Origin of the sequence: Streptomyces sp. NPDC035033 (assembly GCF_040636735.1) — a bacterium.
Taxonomy (GTDB): Bacteria; Actinomycetota; Actinomycetes; order Streptomycetales; family Streptomycetaceae; genus Streptomyces.
Genome location: NZ_JBEZUZ010000038.1, coordinates 1 through 21,177 on the forward strand (window position 1 = coordinate 1; position 21,177 = coordinate 21,177).

The 21,177-nt window shown below is 75.5% G+C and carries 22 protein-coding genes, 1 pseudogene and 1 riboswitch; of the genes and pseudogenes, 12 read left to right on the plus strand and 11 right to left on the minus strand.

Going from position 1 to position 21,177, the window contains the following annotated elements:
- A pseudogene (locus AB0E83_RS17430) lies at positions 1-431 on the minus strand (hypothetical protein); the annotation flags it as partial.
- Between the two features lie 173 nt (positions 432-604).
- Between AB0E83_RS17430 and AB0E83_RS17435 the strand changes: the two are divergent.
- The 3 genes from AB0E83_RS17435 to AB0E83_RS17445 all read left to right on the plus strand — a co-directional run bounded on the left by AB0E83_RS17435 (position 605) and on the right by AB0E83_RS17445 (position 3,559).
- The gene (locus AB0E83_RS17435; protein ID WP_362111774.1) at positions 605-1,504 is read left to right on the plus strand and encodes an N-acetylmuramoyl-L-alanine amidase; all 900 of its coding nucleotides are present in this window, start codon (positions 605-607) and stop codon (positions 1,502-1,504) included.
- A gap of 100 nt (positions 1,505-1,604) precedes the next feature.
- Positions 1,605-2,438 (plus strand): hypothetical protein, encoded by an 834-nt coding sequence (locus AB0E83_RS17440; protein ID WP_362111777.1) that lies wholly within the window; start codon positions 1,605-1,607, stop codon positions 2,436-2,438.
- 110 nt (positions 2,439-2,548) lie between these two features.
- A complete protein-coding gene (locus AB0E83_RS17445; RefSeq protein ID WP_362111779.1) occupies positions 2,549-3,559 on the plus strand; it encodes an LLM class F420-dependent oxidoreductase in 1,011 nt (336 codons plus the stop codon).
- Here AB0E83_RS17445 and AB0E83_RS17450 read toward each other — a convergent pair.
- A complete protein-coding gene (locus AB0E83_RS17450; protein WP_362111781.1) occupies positions 3,556-3,921 on the minus strand; it encodes a MerR family transcriptional regulator in 366 nt (121 codons plus the stop codon). The genes AB0E83_RS17445 and AB0E83_RS17450 overlap by 4 nt on opposite strands.
- A gap of 66 nt (positions 3,922-3,987) precedes the next feature.
- Here AB0E83_RS17450 and AB0E83_RS17455 point away from each other — a divergent pair, with 66 nt between their 5' ends.
- A complete protein-coding gene (locus tag AB0E83_RS17455) occupies positions 3,988-5,118 on the plus strand; it encodes an alkene reductase (protein WP_362111784.1) in 1,131 nt (376 codons plus the stop codon).
- A gap of 4 nt (positions 5,119-5,122) precedes the next feature.
- On the opposite strand, the gene AB0E83_RS17460 is transcribed toward AB0E83_RS17455, so the two are convergent.
- The 4 genes from AB0E83_RS17460 to AB0E83_RS17475 form a co-directional block, all read right to left on the minus strand.
- Complete coding sequence (locus tag AB0E83_RS17460; protein ID WP_362111787.1) at positions 5,123-5,674, minus strand: hypothetical protein; 552 nt, start codon at positions 5,672-5,674, stop codon at positions 5,123-5,125.
- A gap of 108 nt (positions 5,675-5,782) precedes the next feature.
- Positions 5,783-6,874, minus strand: a complete 1,092-nt coding sequence (locus tag AB0E83_RS17465) for a prenyltransferase (RefSeq protein WP_362111789.1) — start codon at positions 6,872-6,874, stop codon at positions 5,783-5,785.
- Positions 6,871-7,602, minus strand: coding sequence for a class I SAM-dependent methyltransferase (locus tag AB0E83_RS17470; RefSeq protein WP_362111792.1), 732 nt, complete (start codon positions 7,600-7,602; stop codon positions 6,871-6,873). Before AB0E83_RS17470 ends, AB0E83_RS17465 begins: the two co-directional genes overlap by 4 nt.
- A gap of 81 nt (positions 7,603-7,683) precedes the next feature.
- Complete coding sequence (locus tag AB0E83_RS17475) at positions 7,684-9,000, minus strand: glycosyltransferase family 4 protein (RefSeq protein ID WP_362111795.1); 1,317 nt, start codon at positions 8,998-9,000, stop codon at positions 7,684-7,686.
- Positions 9,001-9,251: 251 nt separating this feature from the next.
- Between AB0E83_RS17475 and AB0E83_RS17480 the strand changes: the two genes are divergently transcribed.
- Positions 9,252-9,881, plus strand: a complete 630-nt coding sequence (locus tag AB0E83_RS17480) for a TetR family transcriptional regulator (protein WP_362111798.1) — start codon at positions 9,252-9,254, stop codon at positions 9,879-9,881.
- Positions 9,882-9,895: 14 nt separating this feature from the next.
- Here AB0E83_RS17480 and AB0E83_RS17485 read toward each other — a convergent pair whose 3' ends face one another.
- The 4 genes from AB0E83_RS17485 to AB0E83_RS17500 all read right to left on the minus strand — a co-directional run bounded on the left by AB0E83_RS17485 (position 9,896) and on the right by AB0E83_RS17500 (position 12,684).
- Positions 9,896-10,441 carry a hypothetical protein gene (locus tag AB0E83_RS17485; RefSeq protein WP_362111801.1) on the minus strand — a complete coding sequence of 182 codons (546 nt, stop codon included), beginning with the start codon at positions 10,439-10,441 and terminating at the stop codon, positions 9,896-9,898.
- A 75-nt stretch (positions 10,442-10,516) separates the two neighbouring features.
- The gene (locus AB0E83_RS17490; RefSeq protein WP_362111803.1) at positions 10,517-10,750 is read right to left on the minus strand and encodes a ferredoxin; all 234 of its coding nucleotides are present in this window, start codon (positions 10,748-10,750) and stop codon (positions 10,517-10,519) included.
- On the minus strand, positions 10,750-12,210 hold the full coding sequence (locus AB0E83_RS17495; protein ID WP_362111806.1) for an aldehyde dehydrogenase: 1,461 nt from the start codon (positions 12,208-12,210) through the stop codon (positions 10,750-10,752). The genes AB0E83_RS17490 and AB0E83_RS17495 overlap by 1 nt, the downstream gene beginning before the upstream one ends.
- A gap of 66 nt (positions 12,211-12,276) precedes the next feature.
- Positions 12,277-12,684 (minus strand): hypothetical protein, encoded by a 408-nt coding sequence (locus AB0E83_RS17500; protein WP_362111809.1) that lies wholly within the window; start codon positions 12,682-12,684, stop codon positions 12,277-12,279.
- Between the two features lie 163 nt (positions 12,685-12,847).
- On the opposite strand from AB0E83_RS17500, the gene AB0E83_RS17505 reads away from it, so the two are divergent.
- The 7 genes from AB0E83_RS17505 to AB0E83_RS17535 all read left to right on the plus strand — a co-directional run bounded on the left by AB0E83_RS17505 (position 12,848) and on the right by AB0E83_RS17535 (position 20,547).
- Positions 12,848-13,885 (plus strand): MBL fold metallo-hydrolase, encoded by a 1,038-nt coding sequence (locus tag AB0E83_RS17505; RefSeq protein WP_362111812.1) that lies wholly within the window; start codon positions 12,848-12,850, stop codon positions 13,883-13,885.
- 71 nt (positions 13,886-13,956) lie between these two features.
- Positions 13,957-14,033: riboswitch (cobalamin riboswitch) on the plus strand.
- A 99-nt stretch (positions 14,034-14,132) separates the two neighbouring features.
- Positions 14,133-15,392: a prenyltransferase/squalene oxidase repeat-containing protein gene (locus AB0E83_RS17510; RefSeq protein WP_362111815.1), complete on the plus strand. Its 1,260-nt coding sequence runs from the start codon at positions 14,133-14,135 to the stop codon at positions 15,390-15,392.
- Positions 15,389-16,063, plus strand: a complete 675-nt coding sequence (locus tag AB0E83_RS17515; protein ID WP_362111818.1) for an SCO2322 family protein — start codon at positions 15,389-15,391, stop codon at positions 16,061-16,063. Before AB0E83_RS17510 ends, AB0E83_RS17515 begins: the two co-directional genes overlap by 4 nt.
- Positions 16,060-17,277 carry an energy-coupling factor transporter transmembrane component T gene (locus AB0E83_RS17520; protein ID WP_362111821.1) on the plus strand — a complete coding sequence of 406 codons (1,218 nt, stop codon included), beginning with the start codon at positions 16,060-16,062 and terminating at the stop codon, positions 17,275-17,277. The genes AB0E83_RS17515 and AB0E83_RS17520 overlap by 4 nt, the downstream gene beginning before the upstream one ends.
- Positions 17,274-18,986 (plus strand): ATP-binding cassette domain-containing protein, encoded by a 1,713-nt coding sequence (locus AB0E83_RS17525; RefSeq protein WP_362111824.1) that lies wholly within the window; start codon positions 17,274-17,276, stop codon positions 18,984-18,986. Before AB0E83_RS17520 ends, AB0E83_RS17525 begins: the two co-directional genes overlap by 4 nt.
- Positions 18,983-19,840, plus strand: a complete 858-nt coding sequence (locus tag AB0E83_RS17530) for an ECF transporter S component (RefSeq protein WP_362111827.1) — start codon at positions 18,983-18,985, stop codon at positions 19,838-19,840. The genes AB0E83_RS17525 and AB0E83_RS17530 overlap by 4 nt, the downstream gene beginning before the upstream one ends.
- A gap of 305 nt (positions 19,841-20,145) precedes the next feature.
- Entirely contained in the window at positions 20,146-20,547 is a 402-nt protein-coding gene (locus AB0E83_RS17535; protein ID WP_362111830.1) for a transglycosylase SLT domain-containing protein, read from the plus strand.
- Between the two features lie 104 nt (positions 20,548-20,651).
- On the opposite strand, the gene AB0E83_RS17540 is transcribed toward AB0E83_RS17535, so the two are convergent.
- Positions 20,652-21,098: a hypothetical protein gene (locus AB0E83_RS17540; RefSeq protein WP_362111833.1), complete on the minus strand. Its 447-nt coding sequence runs from the start codon at positions 21,096-21,098 to the stop codon at positions 20,652-20,654.
- Positions 21,099-21,177: the final 79 nt, after the last annotated feature.

The following is a 21,177-nucleotide window of genomic DNA, read 5'->3' on the forward strand; positions in this document are numbered from 1 at the left end:
GCCCCGCCGTGTCCGGGGCCGAAACCGCCGTCGGAGCCGCCCGGGGGCGGGCCGAAGCCGGGGGCGGAGCCCGCGGAGCCGTGCGCGCCGCCGTTCCGCGGGGCCTCCCAGGGGGCGGGGCCGGCGGGCTCGGGCGCGGGCAGCCTGAAGGAGCCCGTGGCGGTGGCGTCCGCACCGCCGCCGTACCCGCCGGAACCGGAACCGGGCCCCGTGCCGCCGTGCCCGCCGGAACCGGAACCGGGTCCCGTGCCGCCGTACCCGCCGGAACCGGAACCGGGTCCCGTGCCGCCGTGCCCGCCGCCGGTGGAACCCGTACCGGCACCGCGGTCGCCGGGGGCCGGTGGTTCGGTGAAGCGGACCGTCGGAGGCGCGTCCTGCGGCTCCTCGGGCTCCGGTCGTGGGCGCGCGTCGTTCGGTTCTTCCCCCGCCACGGCTTCCCCCTCGTGGTCCAGGCGCGGTGACAGCCGTCACCGCCGCTCCTTCCTCCTACCCTTCACCGGACCCGCACACGCGTCCACCGGATCGCCGGAGCGGCGTCCGAACCGTGACCCAGCCGGTCCGGCCGGTCCGTGGTTCCGGGCGCGGGAGGGCCTAGAGTCGCGGGGTGCCGTACGACCACAGGAGCCCCGTGATCCGCCCCCTGCCCGCCGCCCTCGCCGCCCTCGTCTGCGCCGCCGCCCTCGCGGGCTGCGGGACCTCCCCCGAGGCCGCGCGGGGCAGCCAGGGCCCGGCCGCGGCGGCCGCGACGACGACCGCCCCGTCCCGCACCCCCGCCGGCGCCCCGGCCTCCGCCTCCGCCGCGACCGCCGCCGCCCGCCCCCTCGCGGGGCGGACGGTCGTCGTCGACCCCGGGCACAACCCGGGGAACTTCCGGCACGTGCGGGAGATCAACCAGAAGGTCGACATCGGGACCGCCCGCAAGGAGTGCGACACCACCGGGACCTCGACGAACGCGTCCGGCGGGAAGGCCGCGTACACGGAGGCGGCCTTCACGCTCGACGTCTCGCACCGGCTGCGGGACCTGCTGGAGGCGCGGGGCGCCACCGTCGTCCTGACGCACGACGCGGACCGGCCGTACGGGCCCTGCATCGACGAGCGGGCCCGGACCGGGAACGGGGCGAAGGCCGACGCGGTCGTCTCCGTGCACGCCGACGGCTCCGCGAAGGGGCACCGGGGCTTCCACGTGATCGTGCCCGCGAAGGTGAAGGAGGGGGCGGCCGACACCGGCCCCATCGTGGCCCCTTCGCGCGCGCTCGGCGAGCGGATCGCCGCCGCCTTCCGCCGGGCGACCGGCACGGCCCCCGCCAACTACCTCGGCGGCGGCACCGGTTTGGACGTCCGTTCGGATCTCGGAGGTCTCAATCTGTCAACGGTGCCCAAGGTCTTCGTCGAATGCGGCAATATGCGTGATCCGATGGACGCCGCGCTGCTGACGTCCGGGGTGTGGCGGCAGAAGGCGGCCCAGGGCATCGCCGACGGCATCGTGACCTACCTCCAGGGGTAGAACCCGCGAGCGATAGATTCGCTCCGTACGATGGGGCCGCCCCCGTGCCAAGAACCGGCGCCTGCCCGACGCGACGACGACCCGACGAAGGACTTCTTACGTGAATATCCGCTCCCTCACCCGAGGCGATGGCGTGCTGATCGGTGCTGCGGTGGTGCTGTTCATCGCCTCGTTCCTGGACCTCAACGAAGGCTGCGACCCCACGCCCGCGTTCCCCGAGGCGTGCAAGTACTACAGCTCGACGAACGCGTGGGAGATCTCGCAGCTGGGCTGGGGAGCCTTCCTCCTCGGCATCGCCGGTGCGGCGCTCGTCGTCCTCTCCCACGGCCTGCCGCAGCCGCGCAAGGTCCTGGGCCTGGAGCTGGGCCAGGTCGGCGCCACCTTCACGATCGCCTCCGCCTGGGTCCTGCTCATGACGGTCTTCGAGTACGACAACATCGGCGCCGGCCTGATCCTCGGCCTGATCGCCGCCCTCGTCCTGGCCGCCGCCGCCCTCGCCGCCCCGATGATCCCCGCCCTGAGGGCCCCGCTCGTCGGCGCCCCGCGCCCGCAGACCCCGCAGCCGTACGGCGCGCAGCCCGGCCAGCCGGGCGTCCCCGGCGGCTACGGCTACCCGGGCGCCCAGCAGGCCCCGCAGCCCTACCCGGCCCCGCAGGACGCCTCGCAGGGCGGCCAGTCGTTCGGCGGCCAGCCGCAGCAGGCCGCGCAGCCGGAGCCGCAGGCGCAGGCCCCGTCGGACTTCACGCCGTTCTGGTTCGCCGTCCCGGTCGCCCGTCCGCTGTACGCGGAGGACGGCTCCGGCTCGCAGATCGCCGAGCTGGCCCCCGGCACCTGGTACCTGGCCGTGGAGCAGCGCGGCCAGGCGCTGATCGCGCAGACGCAGGACGGGCGCCGCGGCGTCCTCCAGGACGCCACGGGCATCCAGCGCGGCTGACCCGCCCCGCTCCGCCGCAGCGGCCCCCCGACCGGAAGGCTTCCGGTCGGGGGGCCGCTGTCGTACAGTCCCGGAACCCACCTGACGATGCGTCAGAAAGGAGTCCGGTCATGCGCCTGGGACTCGCGCTCGGCTACTGGGGCCGCGGCCCCTCCCCCGCCCACCTGGAGCTCGCGCGCGAGGCGGAGCGGCTGGGCTACGACGCGGTGTGGACGGCGGAGGCGTGGGGCTCGGACGCCTTCACCGCGCTCACCTGGATCGCCGCGCACACCAGCCGGATCGGTCTGGGCACCGCCGTGGCCCAGATGGCGGCCCGCACCCCGACGGCGACGGCGATGCACGCCCTCACCCTGGACCACCTGTCGGGCGGCCGGATGCGGCTCGGCCTGGGCCTGTCGGGCCCGCAGGTGGTGGAGGGCTGGTACGGGCGGCCGTTCCCCCGCTCCCCGCTGACCGCCACCCGCGAGTACGTGGACGTGATCCGGCAGGTGCTGCGGCGCGAGGGCCCGGTGCGGCTCGCCGGACGGCACCACTCCTTCCCGTACGCGGGCGAGGACGGCACCGGCCTCGGCAAGCCCCTCAGGCCGATCACCCACCCGCTCCGCGCCGACCTGCCGGTCCTGCTCGGCGCGGAGGGCCCGAGGAACATCGCGCAGACCCTGGAGATCGCCGACGGCTGGCTGCCGCTCTACTGGCCGCCCACCCGCTGGCGCGAGGTGTACGCCCTGCCGGAGCGGCTCCCCGACGGCTTCCGCGTCGCCCCGATGGTCCGCGCCCAGGTCTGCGACGACGTGGCGAAGGGCCTGCTGCCGGTGAAGGCGATGCTGGGCTTCTACGTCGGCGGCATGGGGCACGCGACCCGCAACTTCCACGCCGACCTCATGGCGCGCATGGGGTACGGCGCCGAGGCCCGGCGCGTCCAGGCCCTCTTCGCCGAGGGCCGCCGCGAGGAGGCCGTCCTCGCCGTCCCGGACGCCTTCGCCGACGAGATCTCCCTGGTGGGCCCGAGGGAGCGGATCGCGGAACGGCTGCGCGCCTGGCGGTCGGGGCCGGTGACGGAACTGCTGGTCACGGCCCCGGACCAGGAGACGCTGCGGACGCTGGCGGAGCTGAACGGTTAGTCGCGGGCGGCCGAGGCCGTCTCGATGACCTCGTCCAGGATGTCGCGGGAGCGGACCAGGTCGGCGATCATCGCGTCGATGCGGGTCCGCTCGGCGGTCAGTTCGCCGACCAGCCGGTCCGTGGCGATCTCGCTGGGGCCGCCGTCCGCGTCCCGCATGCAGGGCAGCAGGTGGGCGATCTTGCGGCTGTTCAGGCCCGCCGCGTACAGCGCCTGGATGCGGACGACCCGGTCGACCGCCCACGCGCCGTACCGGCGCTGGCCGCCCGGGGTGCGCTCGGAGCGCAGCAGGCCCTGGGTCTCGTAGTAGCGCAGGGAGCGCTCGCTCACGCCGCTGAGCCGGGCCAGTTCACCGATGCGCATCCGTCGTCTCGCCTCCGGGAGAAGGGACTTGAACCTGACACTGGTGTCAACTCCTACGGTACCCGCATGACGAACGCACCGGCGTCCTCCCGCCTCTTCGAGTCCACCTCCCTCGGCTCCCTCACCCTGCCCAACCGGCTGGTGATGCCGCCGCTGACCCGCAACCGGGCCGGCGCCGACGGCGTCCCCCGGCCCCTCATGGTCACCCACTACGCCCAGCGGGCCCGCGCGGGCCTGATCATCGCCGAGGGGACCACCCCGAACGCCGTCGGCCAGACGTACCCGAACATCCCGGCCCTGCACAACGACGCCCACGTGGCCGGCTGGCGCCGGGTGACCGACGCGGTGCGGGCGAACGGCGGGCGGATGTTCCTCCAGCTCCAGCACGGCGGCCGGGTCGGCCACCCCGCCACCAGCGGGCACGTGCCCGTCGCGCCCTCGCCGATCGCGCTGCCCGAGGAGATCCACGTGCCCGGCGGCCGGCGGCCGGCCGTGGTGCCCCGCGAGATGACCGCCGACGACATCCGGGAGACCGTCGCGGACTTCGCCGCCGCCGCGCGGCGGGCCGTCGACGCCGGTTTCGAGGGGGTCGAGGTGCACGCCGCCAACGGCCACCTCCTCCACCAGTTCCTGGCGAAGAACACCAACCGGCGGACCGACGCGTACGGCGGGCCGGTGGAGCACCGGATCCGGTTCGCGGTCGAGGTCGTCCGGGCCGTCGTGGACGCGATCGGCGCCGACCGGGTCGGGGTGCGCGTCTCGCCCGGGGTCACCGTCAACGGCATCGAGGAGGGGGACGCGGAGGACACCGCCGAGCTCTACGCGGCGCTCGTCCCCGCCCTGGCCGCGCTCGGCCCGGCCTACCTGCACGTGGTCTTCGCCGACCCGGAGCAGCCGCTCTTCCGGCGGATCCGGGCCGCCTGGCCGCGCACCCTGATCGCCAACCCGGCGCTCGGACACGGCGGCCCCCTCCCCGCCGACGGCGGGAAGGGGGCGGGCGAGCGGCTGCTCGACGCCGGCGCCGACCTGATCTCGCTGGGCCGCGCCTTCCTGGCCAACCCCGACCTGGTCGAGCGGCTGCGCACCGGCGCGCCGCTCAACCCGCTGCGGGACGAGAACTGGATGTACTCGGGCGACGAGAAGGGCTACAACGACTACCCGACGCTGGCCGAGGCCGCGGCCCCGGCCGCCGCGTGACCGGTCAGCCGCCGCTGAGCTGGGAGGCCGAGGGGACCTTGTCCTTGACCTCGGCCCCGGCGGACTTGCCGGCGTCCTTGATGCCGTTGATGACGCCCTCCAGGCCGCCGACGTCCGCGGCGTCGACCTCGCCCTTGCGGAGCTTCGTGCCGAGCTCCTTGAGGGAGTCGATGCCGGAGGAGAGCGGGGCCACCGCCTTGGAGAGCAGCGGGTCGCCCTTGGCGTTGTTCACCGCGGCCTTCAGCCGGTTGTAGGTGAACGCGCCCGCGAGGCCCGCCTTCACCAGGGCGACGGTGCGGCCGTCCGCGCCCTTCTTGAACTTGCCCGCCTTGTACGGCTTCACGATCCACTGGTAGGCGGCGCCTGCGGCGAGCCCGGCGTTGGCGACGAACCGGGTCTTCGCGAGCTTCTGCTTCTCGAAGGTGCTCGACGCGGACGGGGACGCGGCCGACCCCGTCGACAGACTCTGCGTGGTGTCGCTCCCGCACGCGGTGGTGAGCAGCAGCGCGCACGACAGCAGCAGCGCGGCGATGCCGCGGGACAGGCTTCTGGGCACAGCGGAACCTCCCTGGGGGACTGGTCCCGCCAGCCTCACCCGCCCCCTTCCGCGCCGCCATCCCGGGCGGCCCGTCCGGGTTGCGCCGCCGCCCGCCGCGCGGTGCGGTCAGTCCCCGCAGCAGTCCGGGTCCAGGCCCGTCGGGAGGGTCTCGCCGCCGAAGACGGCGACGGTGGCCTGTTCGCCGCCGAGGGCCGCGACCGCGAGGAGGAGGGAGCCGGCCGTCCAGGTGGTCCGCTCCTCGGGCCAGACCGCCGGTTCGCGGCCGTCCTCGCCCTCGTAGACGTACCCCGTCCAGTACAGGCCGTCGGCGGCCCGCAGGTGGCCGAGGGACTGGAGGACCGCGAGGGCCCGGTCGGACTCCCCCGCCGCCCAGAGGGCGAGGGCGAGTTCGCAGCTCTCGCCGCCGGTGACCCACGGATTGGGGACGACGCAGCGGACGCCGAGGCCGGGGACCACGAAGTCGTCCCAGCGCTCGGCGAGCCGGGCCCGCGCCTCGGCGCCGGTGACGGCGCCGCCGAGGACCGGGTAGTACCAGTCCATCGAGTAGCGGGACTTGTCGAGGAAGCGCTCGGGGTGGCGGCGGATCGCGTGGGCGAGGGCCCCGGCGGCCAGCTCCCAGTCCGGCTGCGGTTCCTCGCGGGCCTCGGCGAGCGCGAGGGCGCAGCGCAGGGCGTGGTGGATCGAGGAGGAGCCGGTGAGGAGGGCGTCGGCGACGGGGGTGCCGTCGGGCTCGCGCTTCCAGCCGATCTGGCCGCCGGGCTGCTGGAGCCCCAGGACGAACTCGACCGCCGCGTAGACGACCGGCCACATCCGGTCGAGGAAGGCGTCGTCGCCGGTCGACAGGTAGTGGTGCCAGACGCCGACGGCTATGTACGCGGTGAAGTTGGACTCCTTGCCGCGGTCGGTGACGTCCTCCGGGTCGCCGTCCTGGTAGGCCGCGTACCAGGAGCCGTCGCCGTTCTGGTGCCGGGCGAGCCAGGCGTAGGCGCGGGCGGCGGCCTCGTGCTCGCCGGCCGCGTCCAGGGCCATGGCGGCCTCGGTGTGGTCCCAGGGGTCGAGGTGGTGGCCCCGGAACCACGGGATGGCGCCGTCCTCGCGCTGGGCGGCGAGGATGCCGGCGACGGTGGCGGCGGCCTGCTCGGCGGTGAGGACCCCGGGCAGGACCAGGTGTTCCGCGATCCGCTCGGGGCTCGTCACGCCTCTGCCTTCGGGAGGTGGGGCTTGGTGGCGTAGGCGACGAAGCTCTTGCCGACGACCGGGTTGAGCAGCTGCTCGGCGACCCGGGTCAGGGCGGGCTTCTTCATGATGTCCCAGACCAGGAGCTTGTGGTACGCGCGGACGGGCAGCGCCTTGTCGTTGTCGACGCCGAAGGCGCACTTCAGCCACCAGTACGGCGCGTGCAGGGCGTGCGCGTGGTGGGTGCCGTACGGCCTGAGGCCGGCCTGGCGGATCTTGGCAAGCAGTTCATCCGCCTTGTAGATGCGGATGTGGCCGCCCTCGACCTCGTGGTACGCGTCCGAGAGCGCCCAGCAGATCTTCTCGGGGCCGTACCGGGGCACGGTGATGGCGATCCGGCCGCCGGGCTTGAGGACGCGGACCATCTCGGCGAGGACGCCCTTGTCGTCCGGGATGTGCTCCATGACCTCGGAGATGATGACGACGTCGAAGGACTCGTCGGGGAACGGCAGGTTGAGCGCGTCGCCCTCCATCGCGGTGGCGGTGGCGCCGGCCGGGGCCTCGCCGGCCTCCTTCATGGCGGCGAACCACTTGGCGACCTCGCGGATCTCCTCGCCGTTCTGGTCGAGGGCCACGACCTGGGCGCCGCGCCGGTAGCACTCGAAGGCGTGCCGGCCCGCACCGCAGCCCAGATCGAGCACGCGGTCGCCGGGGGCGAGCGGGAAGCGGGTGAAGTCGACGGTCAGCACGGGGTCTGCCCTTCCGAGTGGCGGGGGTTCGGGTGGTGCGGTGGCGGTGCGTGGGGGGCGATACGGACGGGGTGGCCGGGGTCAGCGACGGCGGGCGCCCTGGCGGTCCAGGGCCTCCCGGTACAGCTCGGCGGTGCCCTGGGCCGCGCGGGCCCAGGTGAAGCGGTCCAGGACCCGCTCGCGGCCGGCGGCGCCGAGGCGGGCCCGCAGCTCGGGGTCGCCGAGCATCCGGCCGAGCGCCGCGGCCAGCGCCCCCGCGTCACCGGTCGGCACGGCGAGGCACGTCTCCCCGTCGGGCCCGGCGACCTCCGGGATCGCCCCGCCGACCGTGGCGACCAGCGGCGTCCCGGTGGCCATCCCCTCCGCGGCGGGCAGCGAGAAGCCCTCGTACAGCGACGGCACGCAGGCCACTTCGGCGGACCGGTACAGGTCGACGAGCTCCGCGTCGCTGATGCCCTTGACGAACCGGACGGCGCCGTCGAGGCCGTACCGCTCGATGGCCCGGGCGACCGGCCCGTCCTCGGCGCGCTTGCCGACGACGACGAGGTGCGCCTCGGGCCGCTCGGTGCGGAGCTTGGCGAGCGCCTCGATCAGGAAGACCAGGCCCTTGAGGGGGACGTCGGCGCTGGAGGTGGTGACGATCCGGCCGGGGACCTCGGCGACGGAGGGGTCCGGGGACCACAGCTCGGTGTCGGCGCCGATGTGGACGACCCGGATGCGGTCCTCGCGGACGCCGAGGTGCTCGACGATCTCGTCCCGGGAGGTGCCGGAGACGGTGAGGACGGACGGCAGCCGGCGGGCGACCCGCTTCTGCATGCGGGTGAAGCCGTACCAGCGGCGGACGGAGGCGCGGCGCTTCCAGTCGGCGGCGGCGTCGAGGTCCAGCCGGCGGTCGACGGTGATGGGGTGGTGGATCGTGGTGACCAGCGGGGCGCCGATCGCGCGGGGGCCGCCGAGGAGGCCGTACCCGAGGGTCTGGTTGTCGTGGACCACGTCGAAGTCGCCGCGGCGGGCGGCGAGCGTGCGGCGGGCCCGGAGCGAGAAGGTCAGCGGCTCGGGGAAGCCGCCGGTCCACATGGTGGCGACCTCCAGGGCGTCGATCCAGTCCCGGTACTCCTCGCGCTTGGGCGTGCGGAACGGGTCGGGCTGGCGGTAGAGGTCGAGGCTGGCGATCTCGCTGAGCGTCACGCCCTCGTCGAGGGTGGGGTACGGCTGCGAGCCGAAGACCTCGACGGTGTGGCCCAGGCGGGCCAGCTCCCGGGAGAGGTGGCGGACGTAGACGCCCTGGCCCCCGCAGAAGGGGTTCCCCTTGTACGTGAGGAGAGCGATCCGCAACGGACCGTCACCGGAGCCGGTGACGCCCTGCCGGGGGCTTGCCTCTATGGCCTCAGCGGTCATGCGCGACCCCCTTCGAGCGTGCGTTTCGCGCGAGCGTAACCGCTCGCGCTAATGTAGAACAAGTTACAGACTTGATCGTTCTCGGCGTCTCCCGGCGCGTCTCTTGATCCACCGGGGGGCACCGAATCTACCGGCAGGTAGCTCCCGTGTGAGCGCCGGAACAGGTGATTCGCACCACCCGGCCGAGGAGGTTCGCGCCACGGCCGTCCTCCGCCATACTGGGGCTCCCCACCGCACGGAACGGGACCCCGATGACCGCAGAGAGCAGAGCGGACCACCGCCCCTCCGCCACCCCGCCCCTGACGGAGCGGCAGGAGGCGCGCCGCCGCCGCATCCTGGACGCCAGCGCCCGGCTCGCCGCCCGGGGCGGTTTCGACGCGGTGCAGATGCGGGAGGTGGCGGAGGCGGCCGGGGTCGCCCTCGGCACGCTCTACCGCTACTTCCCCTCCAAGATCCATCTGCTCGTGGCGACCATGCAGGACCAGCTCCAGCACATGCACACCACGCTCCGGAAGCGGCCCCCGGCGGGCGCGGCGCCGGCGGAGCGGGTCGCGGAGACCCTGATGCGGGCCTTCCGCGCGCTCCAGCGCGAGCCGCAGCTCGCCGACGCGATGGTCCGCGCCCTGACCTTCGCCGACCGCAGCGTGAGCCCCGAGGTGGACACGGTCTCGCGGCTGACGACGGCGATCATCCTGGACGCGATGGGCGCGGAGCAGCCGACGCCGGAGCAGCTGTCGGCGGTCCGGGTCATCGAGCACACCTGGCACTCCGCCCTCATCACCTGGCTCTCGGGCCGCGCCTCGATCGCCCAGGTGAAGATCGACATCGAGACGGTCTGCCGCCTGATCGACCTGACGGCCCCGGAGCGGGCGGGGCGCTGACGGGTGCGCGCGGGTCAGGCTCCCGTGCCCCGGAGCTTGTCCAAGAGGCCGGTCCTCTCCAGGCACGCGTCGTCGTAGGCCACGATGCCGAAGGTCCCCCGGCCCTCCTCGGCGCCCGGCCGGAACTCGGCCACCAGGGTCCAGCCGCGCTGCGTGAAGACCTCCTGGGCGCTGAAGACCTTCCCGTCCCGCTCCTCGTGCTGGTTCCCCTTCTTGGCGAACCGCCAGGCGCGCTCGCGCAGGGCGGCCGTCACCGCCTCGTACCGGGCGAGCTCGCCCGGGTGCTCCTCGTCGCCGAAGCCCTTGTAGTGGACCGCGCACCCTTGGAGCCGCTCCTCCATCCCTGCGGAGAACTCCCGATCGCCCGGCGGCGCCTCCGCCGCCTCCACCGCCCCGTCGACGTCCGCCCGCACCACGTCCTTCGTGAGCGGGCCCGTCCCCGCCGGGCGCGGCGGGAGCGGGGCGGCCTTCGCCGGCTCGTCCCCCGCCCCGCAGCCCGCGGCGCCGAGCGCCAGCACCACCGCCAGGGCCGCCGAAGCGGCCCGTCCCTTCCCCTGCACGTGCGTTCCCTCCCCGGGTCACGGGGCCGTTCGCCCCGTGATCAGGGGAGGAGTGTGACACGGGGCTCCGCCGGCCTAGTCCTCGGGCGGGTAGACCGGCTCGCCGCCGTCCGCCAGGGTGAGGAGGATGGCTTCCACCGGGCAGCCCTCCGCCGCCGCGAGGAGGCGTTCGCCCGCGTCGGCCTCCGGGGCCACCGGGTGGGACTGGCGGGCGGTGTCGAGGCGGAAGCCGTCGGGGGCGTGGGTGACGCACATGCCGGAGCCGATGCAGACGCCCCGGTCGACCTCCACGTGCCAGCGGTCGCCCATCAGTTGTCCCCGTATCCGGCAGGGAGGTGGATCATCTTGTGCTCCAGGTACTCGGAGAAGCCCTCGGGGCCGAACTCGCGGCCCAGGCCGGAGTTCTTGTAGCCGCCGAAGGGGCCGAGCATGTCGAGGCTGAAGGTGTTGACGTTGAAGGTGCCGGTGCGGACCCGCCGGGCGAAGTCGACGCCGTGCTCGGCGTCGCCGGTCCAGACGCTGCCGCTGAGGCCGTACTCGGAGTCGTTCGCGATCCGCAGGGCCTCGGCCTCGTCCCCGTACGGCAGGAGGCAGACGACCGGGCCGAAGATCTCCTCGCGGGCGATCCGCATGGAGTTGTCGACGTCGCCGAAGAGGGTCGGCTCGACGTACCAGCCGCGGTCGAGGCCGTCCGGGCGGCCGCCGCCGGTGAGGAGCTTGGCGCCCTCCGCCTGCCCGATGCCGATGTAGTCGAGGGAGCGCCGCTGCTGCCGGCGGGCGACGAGCGGGCCGAGCTGGGTGGCGGGGTCGAGGGGGTCGCCGACGACGAGCGCGGAGGCCGCGGCGGAGAACGCCTCGGCGTACTCCGCGTACCGGGAGCGGGGGGCGAGGATCCGGGTCTGGGCGACGCACGCCTGCCCGTTGTTCATCCAGGCGGCGGGGACGATCCCGGCGACGGCGGTGGCCACGTCCGCGTCGGGGAGGATCACCGCCGCGGACTTGCCGCCGAGTTCGAGGGTGACGCGGGTGAGGTTGCGGGAGGCGACCTCCATCACGCGCTTGCCGGCGGCGACCGAGCCGGTGAAGGAGACCTTGTCGACGCCGGGGTGCCCGACCAGGTACTCGCTGACCTCGCGGTCGGCGGGCAGGATCGACAGGACGCCCTCGGGCAGGCCCGCCTCCGCGGCGATCTCGCCGAGGAGGTACGCGTCGAGCGGCGTCTCCGGCGAGGGCTTGAGGATCGCGGTGCAGCCGGCGAGCAGCGCCGGGCCCAGCTTGGCGGCGGCGGTGAACTGCGGCACGTTCCACGGCACGACGGCGGCGACCACGCCGACCGGTTCGCGGCGCACGAGGAGCGGGCCGAGGACCCCGCCGCGCCGCTCCTCGAAGACGAAGTCGCGGGCGACGGCGATCGCCGAGTCCCACACCATCATCGCGCCGAGCGCCTGGGCGAGGACGGACCAGGAGTACGGGGAGCCGTTCTGCGCGCTGATCGAGCGGGCCAGCTCCTCGTGCCGGACGGCAAAGGCGTCCTTGATCCGGGAGACGACCTCGATCCGCTCCGCCAGGGTCGTCCGGGGCCAGGGCCCCTCGTCGAAGGCCCGCCGGGCGGCCGCGACGGCCCGGTCCACGTCGGCGCGGGAGGCGTGCGGGACGCGGCCGATGACCTCCTCGGTGTGCGGCGAGACCACCTCGATGGAGGCGTCGCCGAGCGGATCGGTCAACTCCCCGCCGATGAAAAGCTGTCCGTGTTCCACGAGCTCGCTCATGCCGGTCGCCTCCCGGGAGGATCTGACGGTGCCTCAGAACTGTCCCCGAACTGATACCAGTTCTAGTTACGCTTGGCCATACCCGTCCCCGGCCTCCCCCGGCGACGCGGGGCCCGCCGCCTCCCGCCGCCGGTCGGTCTCCTGCACCGCGAGCAGCGCGCCGTCCCGCGCCACGGCGGTCACCACGCGCTCGGCCACGACGGAGCCGTCCACGAGGTGGCGCTCCAGGAACCGGCAGACCCCGGGGGCGACACCGGCGACCTCCTCCACCCGGATCGCCAGGCCGGGCCGGCTGCCGCCCGCGCCGCGCAGGGCCTCCCCCAGCTCCTCCAGGCCGAGGACCGCGCCCTCCGCCGTCACGAGCGCGAAGGACTCGTGGTGCGCGCCCAGGAACGCGTCGAGGCTCCCGGCCTCCCCGTCCCTCAGCCATGCCGCCAGCCGGTCGTGATGCCGAACCAAGAAGTCCGCGTCCATCCCCCCACTCTCCCCCACCGCGCCGACGGACTCCCACCGCCCCTCCCCCCACGGCAGGGGAAGACGACGGGCGAACCCCGAGCCGTACAGGATCTTCTGACGATGCGTCAGCTCTCGTTATAGTGGACGGAGGCCGTACCGGAACGCGGAGACGAGGACGCCCATGACGCAGGTGACCGAGCACGGCGGTGGCGTCTGGTCGCTGCGGGTGCCCATCCCGGACAATCCGCTGGGCCACACCCTCGTCCACGTCCTCGACACCGACCGCGGCCCGGTCCTCGTCGACACCGGCTGGGACGACCCCGACTCCTGGACCGAGCTGACCGCCGGGCTCGGCGCGCTGGGCATCGGGCCGGGCGAGGTCCACGGGGTCGTCATCACCCACCACCACCCCGACCACCACGGGCTGTCCGGCCGCGTCCGGGAGGAGTCCGGGGCGTGGATCGCCATGCACGCCGCCGACGCCGCCGTCGTCCGCCGCACCCGCGCGTCCGACCCCGCCGCCTGGCTCGACTACCTCGACCGCAAGCTCGCCGCCGCCGGCGCCCCCGAGGACCACCTCGCGCCGCTGCGCGCCGCCCGCGCCGGCGGGCGGACGCGCACCCTGCCGGGCCTCGGCGCCGCCCTCCCCGACCGCGAGATCGTCCCCGGCGAGCTGCTCGACCTCGCCGGGCGCCGGCTCCGCGCCGTCTGGACCCCCGGCCACACCCCCGGCCACGTCTGCCTCCACCTGGAGGAGGAACACCCCGCCGGGCTCCCCGGCCACGGCCGGCTCTTCTCCGGCGACCACCTGCTGCCGGGGATCTCCCCGCACATCGGGCTGTACGAGGACCCCGACGAGGCGACGGTGACGGACCCCCTCGGCGACTACCTCGACTCCCTGGAGCGGATCGGCCGGCTCGGCGTCGCCGAGGTCCTCCCCGCCCACCAGCACGCCTTCCCCGACGCCGCCGGCCGGGTCCGGGAACTCCTCGACCACCACGAGGAGCGCCTCACCGGCCTCCTCGCCCTCCTCGCCACCCCGCTCACCCCGTGGCGGCTGGCCGAGCGGATGGAGTGGAACCGGCCCTGGGACCGCATCCCGTACGGCTCCCGCAACATCGCCGTCAGCGAGGCCGAGGCCCACATCCGGCGCCTGGTGAAGCTGGGCCGCGCCGAGGCCGTGGCGGGCACGGAGCCGGTGGCGTACGTGGCGGTGTGACGCGGCTCCCACCCCGGGGACCGGGCCGTACGGGCCGGTACAGTGGGCCGGTCGTCTTCATGCCCGAACGCAGGGGAAAGCCGGTGCGAACCCGGCGCTGACCCGCAACCGTGAGCCGCCTTCCGTAAAGCGGCGAGCCGGAACGCCCTGCCCCCCGGGACGTGAGCGCCGGCACCGTCGAGGAATACGGCGCCGGACGCGGGCCCCCGGGGGGCGCCGGTGTCCGGTGCCCGCACGAGAGGCAACCATGATCAGCGTCCGCCGCGCCGCCGCCGCGCTCACCGCAGCGGCAGCCGTGCTCAGCACCGCCGCGACCGGCACGGCCGCCGCCGCGCCCTCGCCGAGCGCTTCCGCCGCCGCGCTCCCGCCCGGTCTGTACGGCAAGGGCGACCCGACCTACGACGGCGTCTGGCGCCAGTCCCTCGCCTTCCTCGCCCAGCGCGCCACCGGCTACCAGCCGGCCGACCAGGCCGTGGACTGGCTGCTCGGCCAGCAGTGCGCCGACGGCTCCTTCGCCTCCTACCGCGCGGACACCGCCAAGCCCTGCGACGCCACGACGACGCGGGACTCCAACGCCACCGCCGTCGCCCTCCAGGCCCTCGGCGCGGTCCGTCGCGAGGCCGCCGACCCGACGAAGATCGACACGGCGGTGAAGTCCGGCTACGGCTGGCTGCGCGGCGTGCAGAACAAGGACGGCGGCTGGGGCTACACCCCCGGCGGCCCCAGCGACGCCAACTCCACCTCGATCGTCGTCAGCGCGCTCGCCGCCTCGGGCGTCAAGCCCGGCTCGTACACCTCGGCCCAGGGCCGCACCCCGTACGACGCGCTGCTCGCCCTCGCGCTGCCCTGCTCCGACGAGGAGGGGCCGGGCGCCTTCGCCTACCAGCCCGACAAGGCGGGCAAGCTCGCCGCCAACGCGGACGCGACGTCGGCGGCCGTCCTCGCCGGGCTCGGCAAGGGCATCACCGCCGTGAAGGCCACCCCGCCGCAGGCACCGACCTGCGTCGACCTCTCCGAGCCGACCGTCGAGCGGGCCGCCCTCAACGGCGCCTCCTACCTGGCGAAGGCGCTCGTGCAGACCGGCCACCTCACCACCCCGCCGCTGCCCGGCGCCACCGAGACCGAGCCGCAGCCGGACTTCGGCAACACCGCCGACGCCGTCGTCGCCCTCGCCGCCGCCGGCACCGCCCGGCTCGCCGAGCCCGCCCTCCAGTGGCTGGAGCAGAACGCCGCCCCGTGGGCGGCGCGGTCCGGCCCCGCCGCCTACGCGCAGCTGATCCTGGCCGCGCGCGCGATGGAGGCCGACCCCCGCGAGTTCGGCAAGGTCGACCTGGTCAAGGCGCTGAACGCGACCGGCCCCGCGCCGAAGACCCCCGACACCTCCGCCGCCTCCACGGAGGACGAGGACGAGGACTCGTTCCTCGGCTTCGACGTCTGGTGGATCATCGGCATCGGCATGGTCGTCGGCGTCGGCATCGGCTTCCTCCTGAGCGGCCGCAAGAAGTGACGCGCCGGGGCAGGGCCGCCGGGGCGCTCGCCACCGGCACGGCCGGGCTGCTGCTCGCCCTCGGCGCGGCGGCCCCCGCCCAGGCGGCGGGGTACCGGTACTGGTCGTTCTGGGAGGCCGACGCCGGGAAGTGGACCTACGCCGCCCAGGGCCCGGCGACCGCCCGGCCCGCCGACGGCGGCGCCGTCGGCTTCCGCTTCGCGCTGAGCGAGGACTCCGCCGACGCGGCGAAGCCGACCGCCGCGCCGGACTTCGACGCGGTCTGCGCGGACGTCGAGAAGGCCCCGGGCACGAAGCGGATCGCGGTCGTCGTCGACTACGGCACCCCGCGGGACGCGCCCTCCGGCGAGACCCCGCCGGAGACCTCCCCGACGACCGGCTGCGCCCGGATCGCCGACGACGGCACCGCCGCGGACGCCCTCGCCGCGGTCGCGAAGCCGCTCCGCTACGACGGCTCCGCCATGCTCTGCGGCATCGCGGGCTACCCGCGGCGCGGCTGCGGCGAGGCGGTCACCGGGGAGGCCCCCGACGCCGCGTCCACCGCCGCGGCGACGGCCCCGACGGCCGGCGGGGAGGAGTCCGGCGGCCCGTCGCTCGGCCTCCTCGTCGGCGGCGGCGCCGTCCTCGCCCTCGGCGCCGCGGCCGTCTGGAAGTCCCGCCGCCGCGCATGAGCCGGGCGAGCGAGACCCCTCCGGCCGCGCTCCCCGGCCGGGCCGGGTGGCGGGCGCGGCTCCTGGCGCCCGCGGCGGACCGGGGCAACGCGCTGCACCCGGGGGCCTGGTGGCTGTGGGCCCTCGGCCTCGCCGTCGCCGCCTCCCGGACCACGAACCCGCTGCTCCTCGGGCTGGTCGTCGGCGTCGCCGGGTACGTGGTGGCGGCCCGGCGCACCGACGCGCCCTGGGCCCGCTCGTACGGCGCCTTCGTCAAGCTCGGCCTGTTCGTCGTCGGCCTGCGGCTGGTCTTCTCGGTGGTCCTCGGCTCGCCGATCCCGGGCACGCACCAGCTGTTCGCGCTGCCCGAGCTGCCGCTGCCCGCGTGGGCGCAGGGCATCCGGATCGGCGGCCGGGTCACCGCCGAACAGCTCCTCTTCGCCCTGTACGAGGGGCTCAAGCTGGCGGCCCTGCTGATCTGCGTGGGCGCGGCGAACGCGCTCGCCAACCCCGCGCGGCTGCTGAAGTCGCTGCCCGGGGCGCTGTACGAGGCGGGGGTCGCGGTCGTCGTGGCGATGACCTTCGCGCCGAACCTGGTCGCGGACGTGGTCCGGCTCCGCACCGCCCGCCGGCTGCGCGGCCGGCCGACGGGCGGGGTCCGGGCGGTCCTCCAGATCGGGCTCCCCGTCCTGGAGGGGGCCCTGGAGCGGTCGGTGGCCGTCGCCGCCTCGATGGACGCGCGCGGGTACGGGCGCACCGCCCAGGTCCCGCCGGCCGTGCGCCGCACCACCACCGTCCTGACCCTCGGCGGCCTGCTCGGCGTCTGCGCCGGCTCGTACGGGCTGCTCGCCGCGCAGGGCGCCGGGTACGGGCTGCCGCTGCTCGCCGCCGGGCTCCTCGCGGCGGTCGCGGGGCTGCGGCTCGGCGGCCGGCGGAGCGTCCGCACCCGCTACCGCCCGGACCGCTTCGGCCCCCGCTCCTGGCTGGTCGCCGCCTCCGGCGCGGCGGTGGCCGTCCTCATGATCCTGGCCAGCGCCCACGCGCCGGACGCCCTGCACCCCGGGGTCGTCCCGCTGACCGCCCCGGAGCTGCCGCTGTGGCCGGCCCTGTCGGTCCTGCCCGGCCTGCTGCCCGCCGTCGTCGCCCCCGTCCCGCCGCCGTCGTCCGCGCCGCGGCCGTCCCCCGCCGCGCCGCCCGCCGCCGTACCGTCCGCCCGCGAGGAGTCGTCCGCGTGATCCGCTTCGAGAACGTCTCGGTGACGTACGGGGACGCCGCCGGGCCCACCCTGCGGGACGTCGACCTCACGGTCCCGGAGGGCGAGCTGGTCCTCCTCGTCGGGCCGTCGGGCGTCGGCAAGTCGACCCTGCTCGGCGCGGTCTCCGGGCTCGTCCCCCACTTCACCGGCGGCACCCTGCGCGGCCGGGTCACCGTGGACGGCCGGGACACCCGCACCCACCACCCGCGCGAGCTCGCCGACCTGGTCGGCACCGTCGGCCAGGACCCGCTCGCCCACTTCGTCACCGACACCGTGGAGGACGAGCTCGCCTACGGCATGGAGTCCCTGGGCCTCGCCCCCGCGGTGATGCGGCGGCGCGTCGAGGAGACCCTCGACCTGCTGGGCCTCGCCGAGCTGCGGGACCGCCCGATCGCCACGCTGTCGGGCGGGCAGCAGCAGCGGGTGGCGATCGGCTCCGTGCTGACCACCCACCCCAAGGTCCTCGTCCTCGACGAGCCGACCTCCGCCCTGGACCCGTCCGCGGCGGAGGACGTCCTCGCGGTCCTCCAGCGGCTCGTCCACGACCTCGGCACGACGGTCCTCCTGGCGGAGCACCGCCTGGAGCGGGTCGTGCAGTACGCCGACCGGGTGCTGCTGCTGCCGGAGGCCGTCCTCGGCACGCCCGCCGAGATGATGGCCGTGTCGCCGGTCCACCCCCCGGTGGTCGCGCTGGGCCGCGCGGCGGGCTGGGACCCCCTGCCGCTGTCGGTGCGGGACGCGCGGCGGAGGTCGGGGGAGCTGAAGGCGCGGCTGGACGAGCGGCGCCCCGCGGGGCCCCTCCCCCAGCCCTCCCCGTCCCGTACCCGGGAGCCCGGGTACGGAGCCCCTGGTCCCGGGAAGGGGAGGGGCGGCGGAAGCCCCCTCTTCCGCCGGCGCCGCGCCCGCCCGTCCGCGCCCGCCCCCGACCCCACCGCCCCCCTCGTCGCCATCGACCGCCTCGCCGTCCGCCGCGGCCGCGTCGAGGCCCTGCGGCGGGTCGACCTCCGGGTCGCCCCGGGCGAGACCGTCGCCCTCATGGGCCGCAACGGCGCCGGCAAGTCCACCCTGCTCTCCACGCTCGTCGGCACGGTCGCGCCCACCTCCGGGACCGTCCGCGTCTCGGGGCTGACCCCGCACGCCACCGACCCCCGCGAGCTGATCCGCCGGGTCGGCCTGGTGCCGCAGGAGCCGCGGGACCTGCTGTACGCGGAGACCGTCGCCGAGGAGTGCGCCGCCGCCGACGCGGACGCGGGCGCCGCGCCGGGGACCTGCCGGGCGCTGGTGGCGGAGCTCGTCCCGGGCGTGACGGACGCCACCCACCCCCGGGACCTGTCCGAGGGGCAGCGGCTGGCGCTCGCGCTCGCCGTGGTGCTGACCGCCGCGCCGCCGCTGGTCCTCCTCGACGAGCCGACCCGGGGGCTGGACTACGCGGCGAAGGCCCGGCTGGTCGTCCGGCTGCGGGCGCTCGCCGCCGCGGGGCACGCGATCGTGCTGGCCACGCACGACGTGGAGCTGGCGGCGGAGCTGGCGGACCGGGTGGTGATCGTCGCGGGCGGCGAGGTCGTCGCGGACGGCCCGACGGCCGAGGTCGTCGTCTCCTCCCCGGCCTTCGCCCCGCAGGTCGCGAAGGTCCTGGCGCCGCGCCCGTGGCTCACGGTCGAGCAGGTGGAGGAGGCGCTGCGCCCGTGAGGACCCACCCGATCCGCCTGGGCCCGCGCTCGGTCGCGGCCCTGGTGCTCGTCTCCCTGGTCGGTCTGACCGGCATCGGCTGGCCGCTCTTCGCGGACGCCGGGTCGGCCGTCACCGACCACGCCGCCGACGCGCCGTGGCTCTTCGCGCTGATCCTGCCCCTGCTCATCGCCGTCGTCGTGGCGACGATCGCGGACTGCGGGATGGACGCGAAGGCGGTGGCGATGCTGGGGGTGCTGGCCGCCGTGGGGGCGGCGCTGCGCCCGCTGGGCGCGGGCACGGCCGGCCTGGAGCCGATGTTCTTCCTGATGGTGCTGAGCGGCCGGGTCCTCGGGCCGGGCTTCGGCTTCGTCCTCGGCGCGGTGACGATGTTCGCGTCGGCGCTGCTCACCGGCGGGGTGGGGCCGTGGATGCCGACGCAGATGCTGGCGATGGGCTGGTTCTCGATGGGCGCGGGGCTGCTGCCGGCGGGGCTGCGGGGGCGGTCGGAGCGGCTGGTGCTCGCCGCGTACGGCTTCCTGGCGGCGTTCGCGTACGGCACGGTCACCAATCTGTACGGGTGGGTGACGGTCACCGGCGCCGGCGAGGGGGCCTCCTTCGCCCCGGGCGCCCCGGTCGGCGAGAACCTGGCGCGCTTCCTGGTGTACCTGCTGGCCACCTCGCTGGGCTGGGACCTCGGCCGGGCGGTGCTCACCGTCGTCCTCACCCTGACCGTCGGCGGGCCGCTGCTGCGGGCGCTGCGGAGGGCCACGCGGCGGGCGAACTTCGAGGCCCAGGTCACATTCGAGGGGCCGGAGAAGGGGTCCGCGGGTGAGGCGCCTCATAGGACCCACGTCACGTACGACCGGAAATAGTAGAACCGGACGAGTCTCACAAAACGCCCATTACCGCCCTTGAGCTGCGGAAACGCCCGGCCCCGGGAGCGGGGTCCCGGCCGCCGGAGTCCGAACCTTCCTCGTACAGGGGGGCGTTGCGCGGCCCCCCGGGGATTTGTTTCCGTAGTGGACGTCGCCAGGCGGCAGGTGCTCACCGCAGCACCGCGGCAGGCCGGTTCCCCCCAGTTCCCGGGTTCCCCGGGCCCTGGTTCCGGCATGCCGGAAACGGTCGGAAACGGCCGTGACGCCCGGCGCGACCCAGTCCCCGACGTTAGGTAGACGTTTTGTTCCGCTCGCTCATCACTCGTGCCGCCGACCGCAAGAAGACCTTCGCCGCCTCCGCAGCCGTGCTGCTCGGCGCCTCGGGCGCGGTGCTCGGCACGACGGGCACGGCCTCGGCCGCCAGCCCGCAGGAGCTCGCCCGGCAGATCGTGCCCGCCTCGCAGTACGCCTCGTTCAGCAAGATCGTCTCGCACGAGTCCGGCTGGAACTTCAAGGCCACCAACTCGTCCTCCGGCGCCTACGGCCTCGTCCAGGCCCTGCCCGCCTCGAAGATGGCCTCGGCCGGTTCCGACTGGAAGACCAACCCGGCCACCCAGATCAAGTGGGGCCTCAACTACATGAACGAGCGCTACGGCTCCCCGAACGCCGCCTGGGCGTTCTGGCAGGCCAACGGCTGGTACTAAGAGTCACCACGCCGCACCCGCGCACCCGCAAGGCCCCGCCCTCCGCTTCGGAGGGGCGGGGCCTGCGGCGTTTCCCGGGGCCTGCGGCGTTTCCGCGCCCGGGTTCAGGGCCTGGCCGTGCTCGCCGGACCGGCCCCGCCCTTCGGCGCCCCGGGGGCGTGCCCGAGCACGACGACCCAGTCCCCGTCCTCCCGGACCATCTGCACGTACGTGCTGAAGGGCCGGCCGTCCCGCGCGGTGCCGACGACCCGCGTGCTCGCCAGGTCGTCGCCGAACTCGTGCGACACCTCGACGGTCTCGACCCGCAGCCCCTTGCCGCCCTCCTCGGCGACGAGCTCCCGGGCGTCCGCCTCGACGCCCTCGTACCCGGGCGGCCCGAGCTCCGCGAGCGCGGCGGCGTCCCGGTCGTTCAGGGCCCGGACGTACGCGTCGGCGGTCTGCCGCTCCGTACGCCCCACGGCCTCGGACCCCTGCGCGCACCCCGCCGGCACGCACCCCGCCAGCAGCGCGCCCGCCGCGACGATCCCCGCCCGTACGCGTCGCCCGTCCATGCGTCCCCCTCGCGATCGGCCTCCGTACCTCCCGGGGGACGCCGGCCCCCTCCCGCCGGTTCCCGGCGCGCGGGCGCGG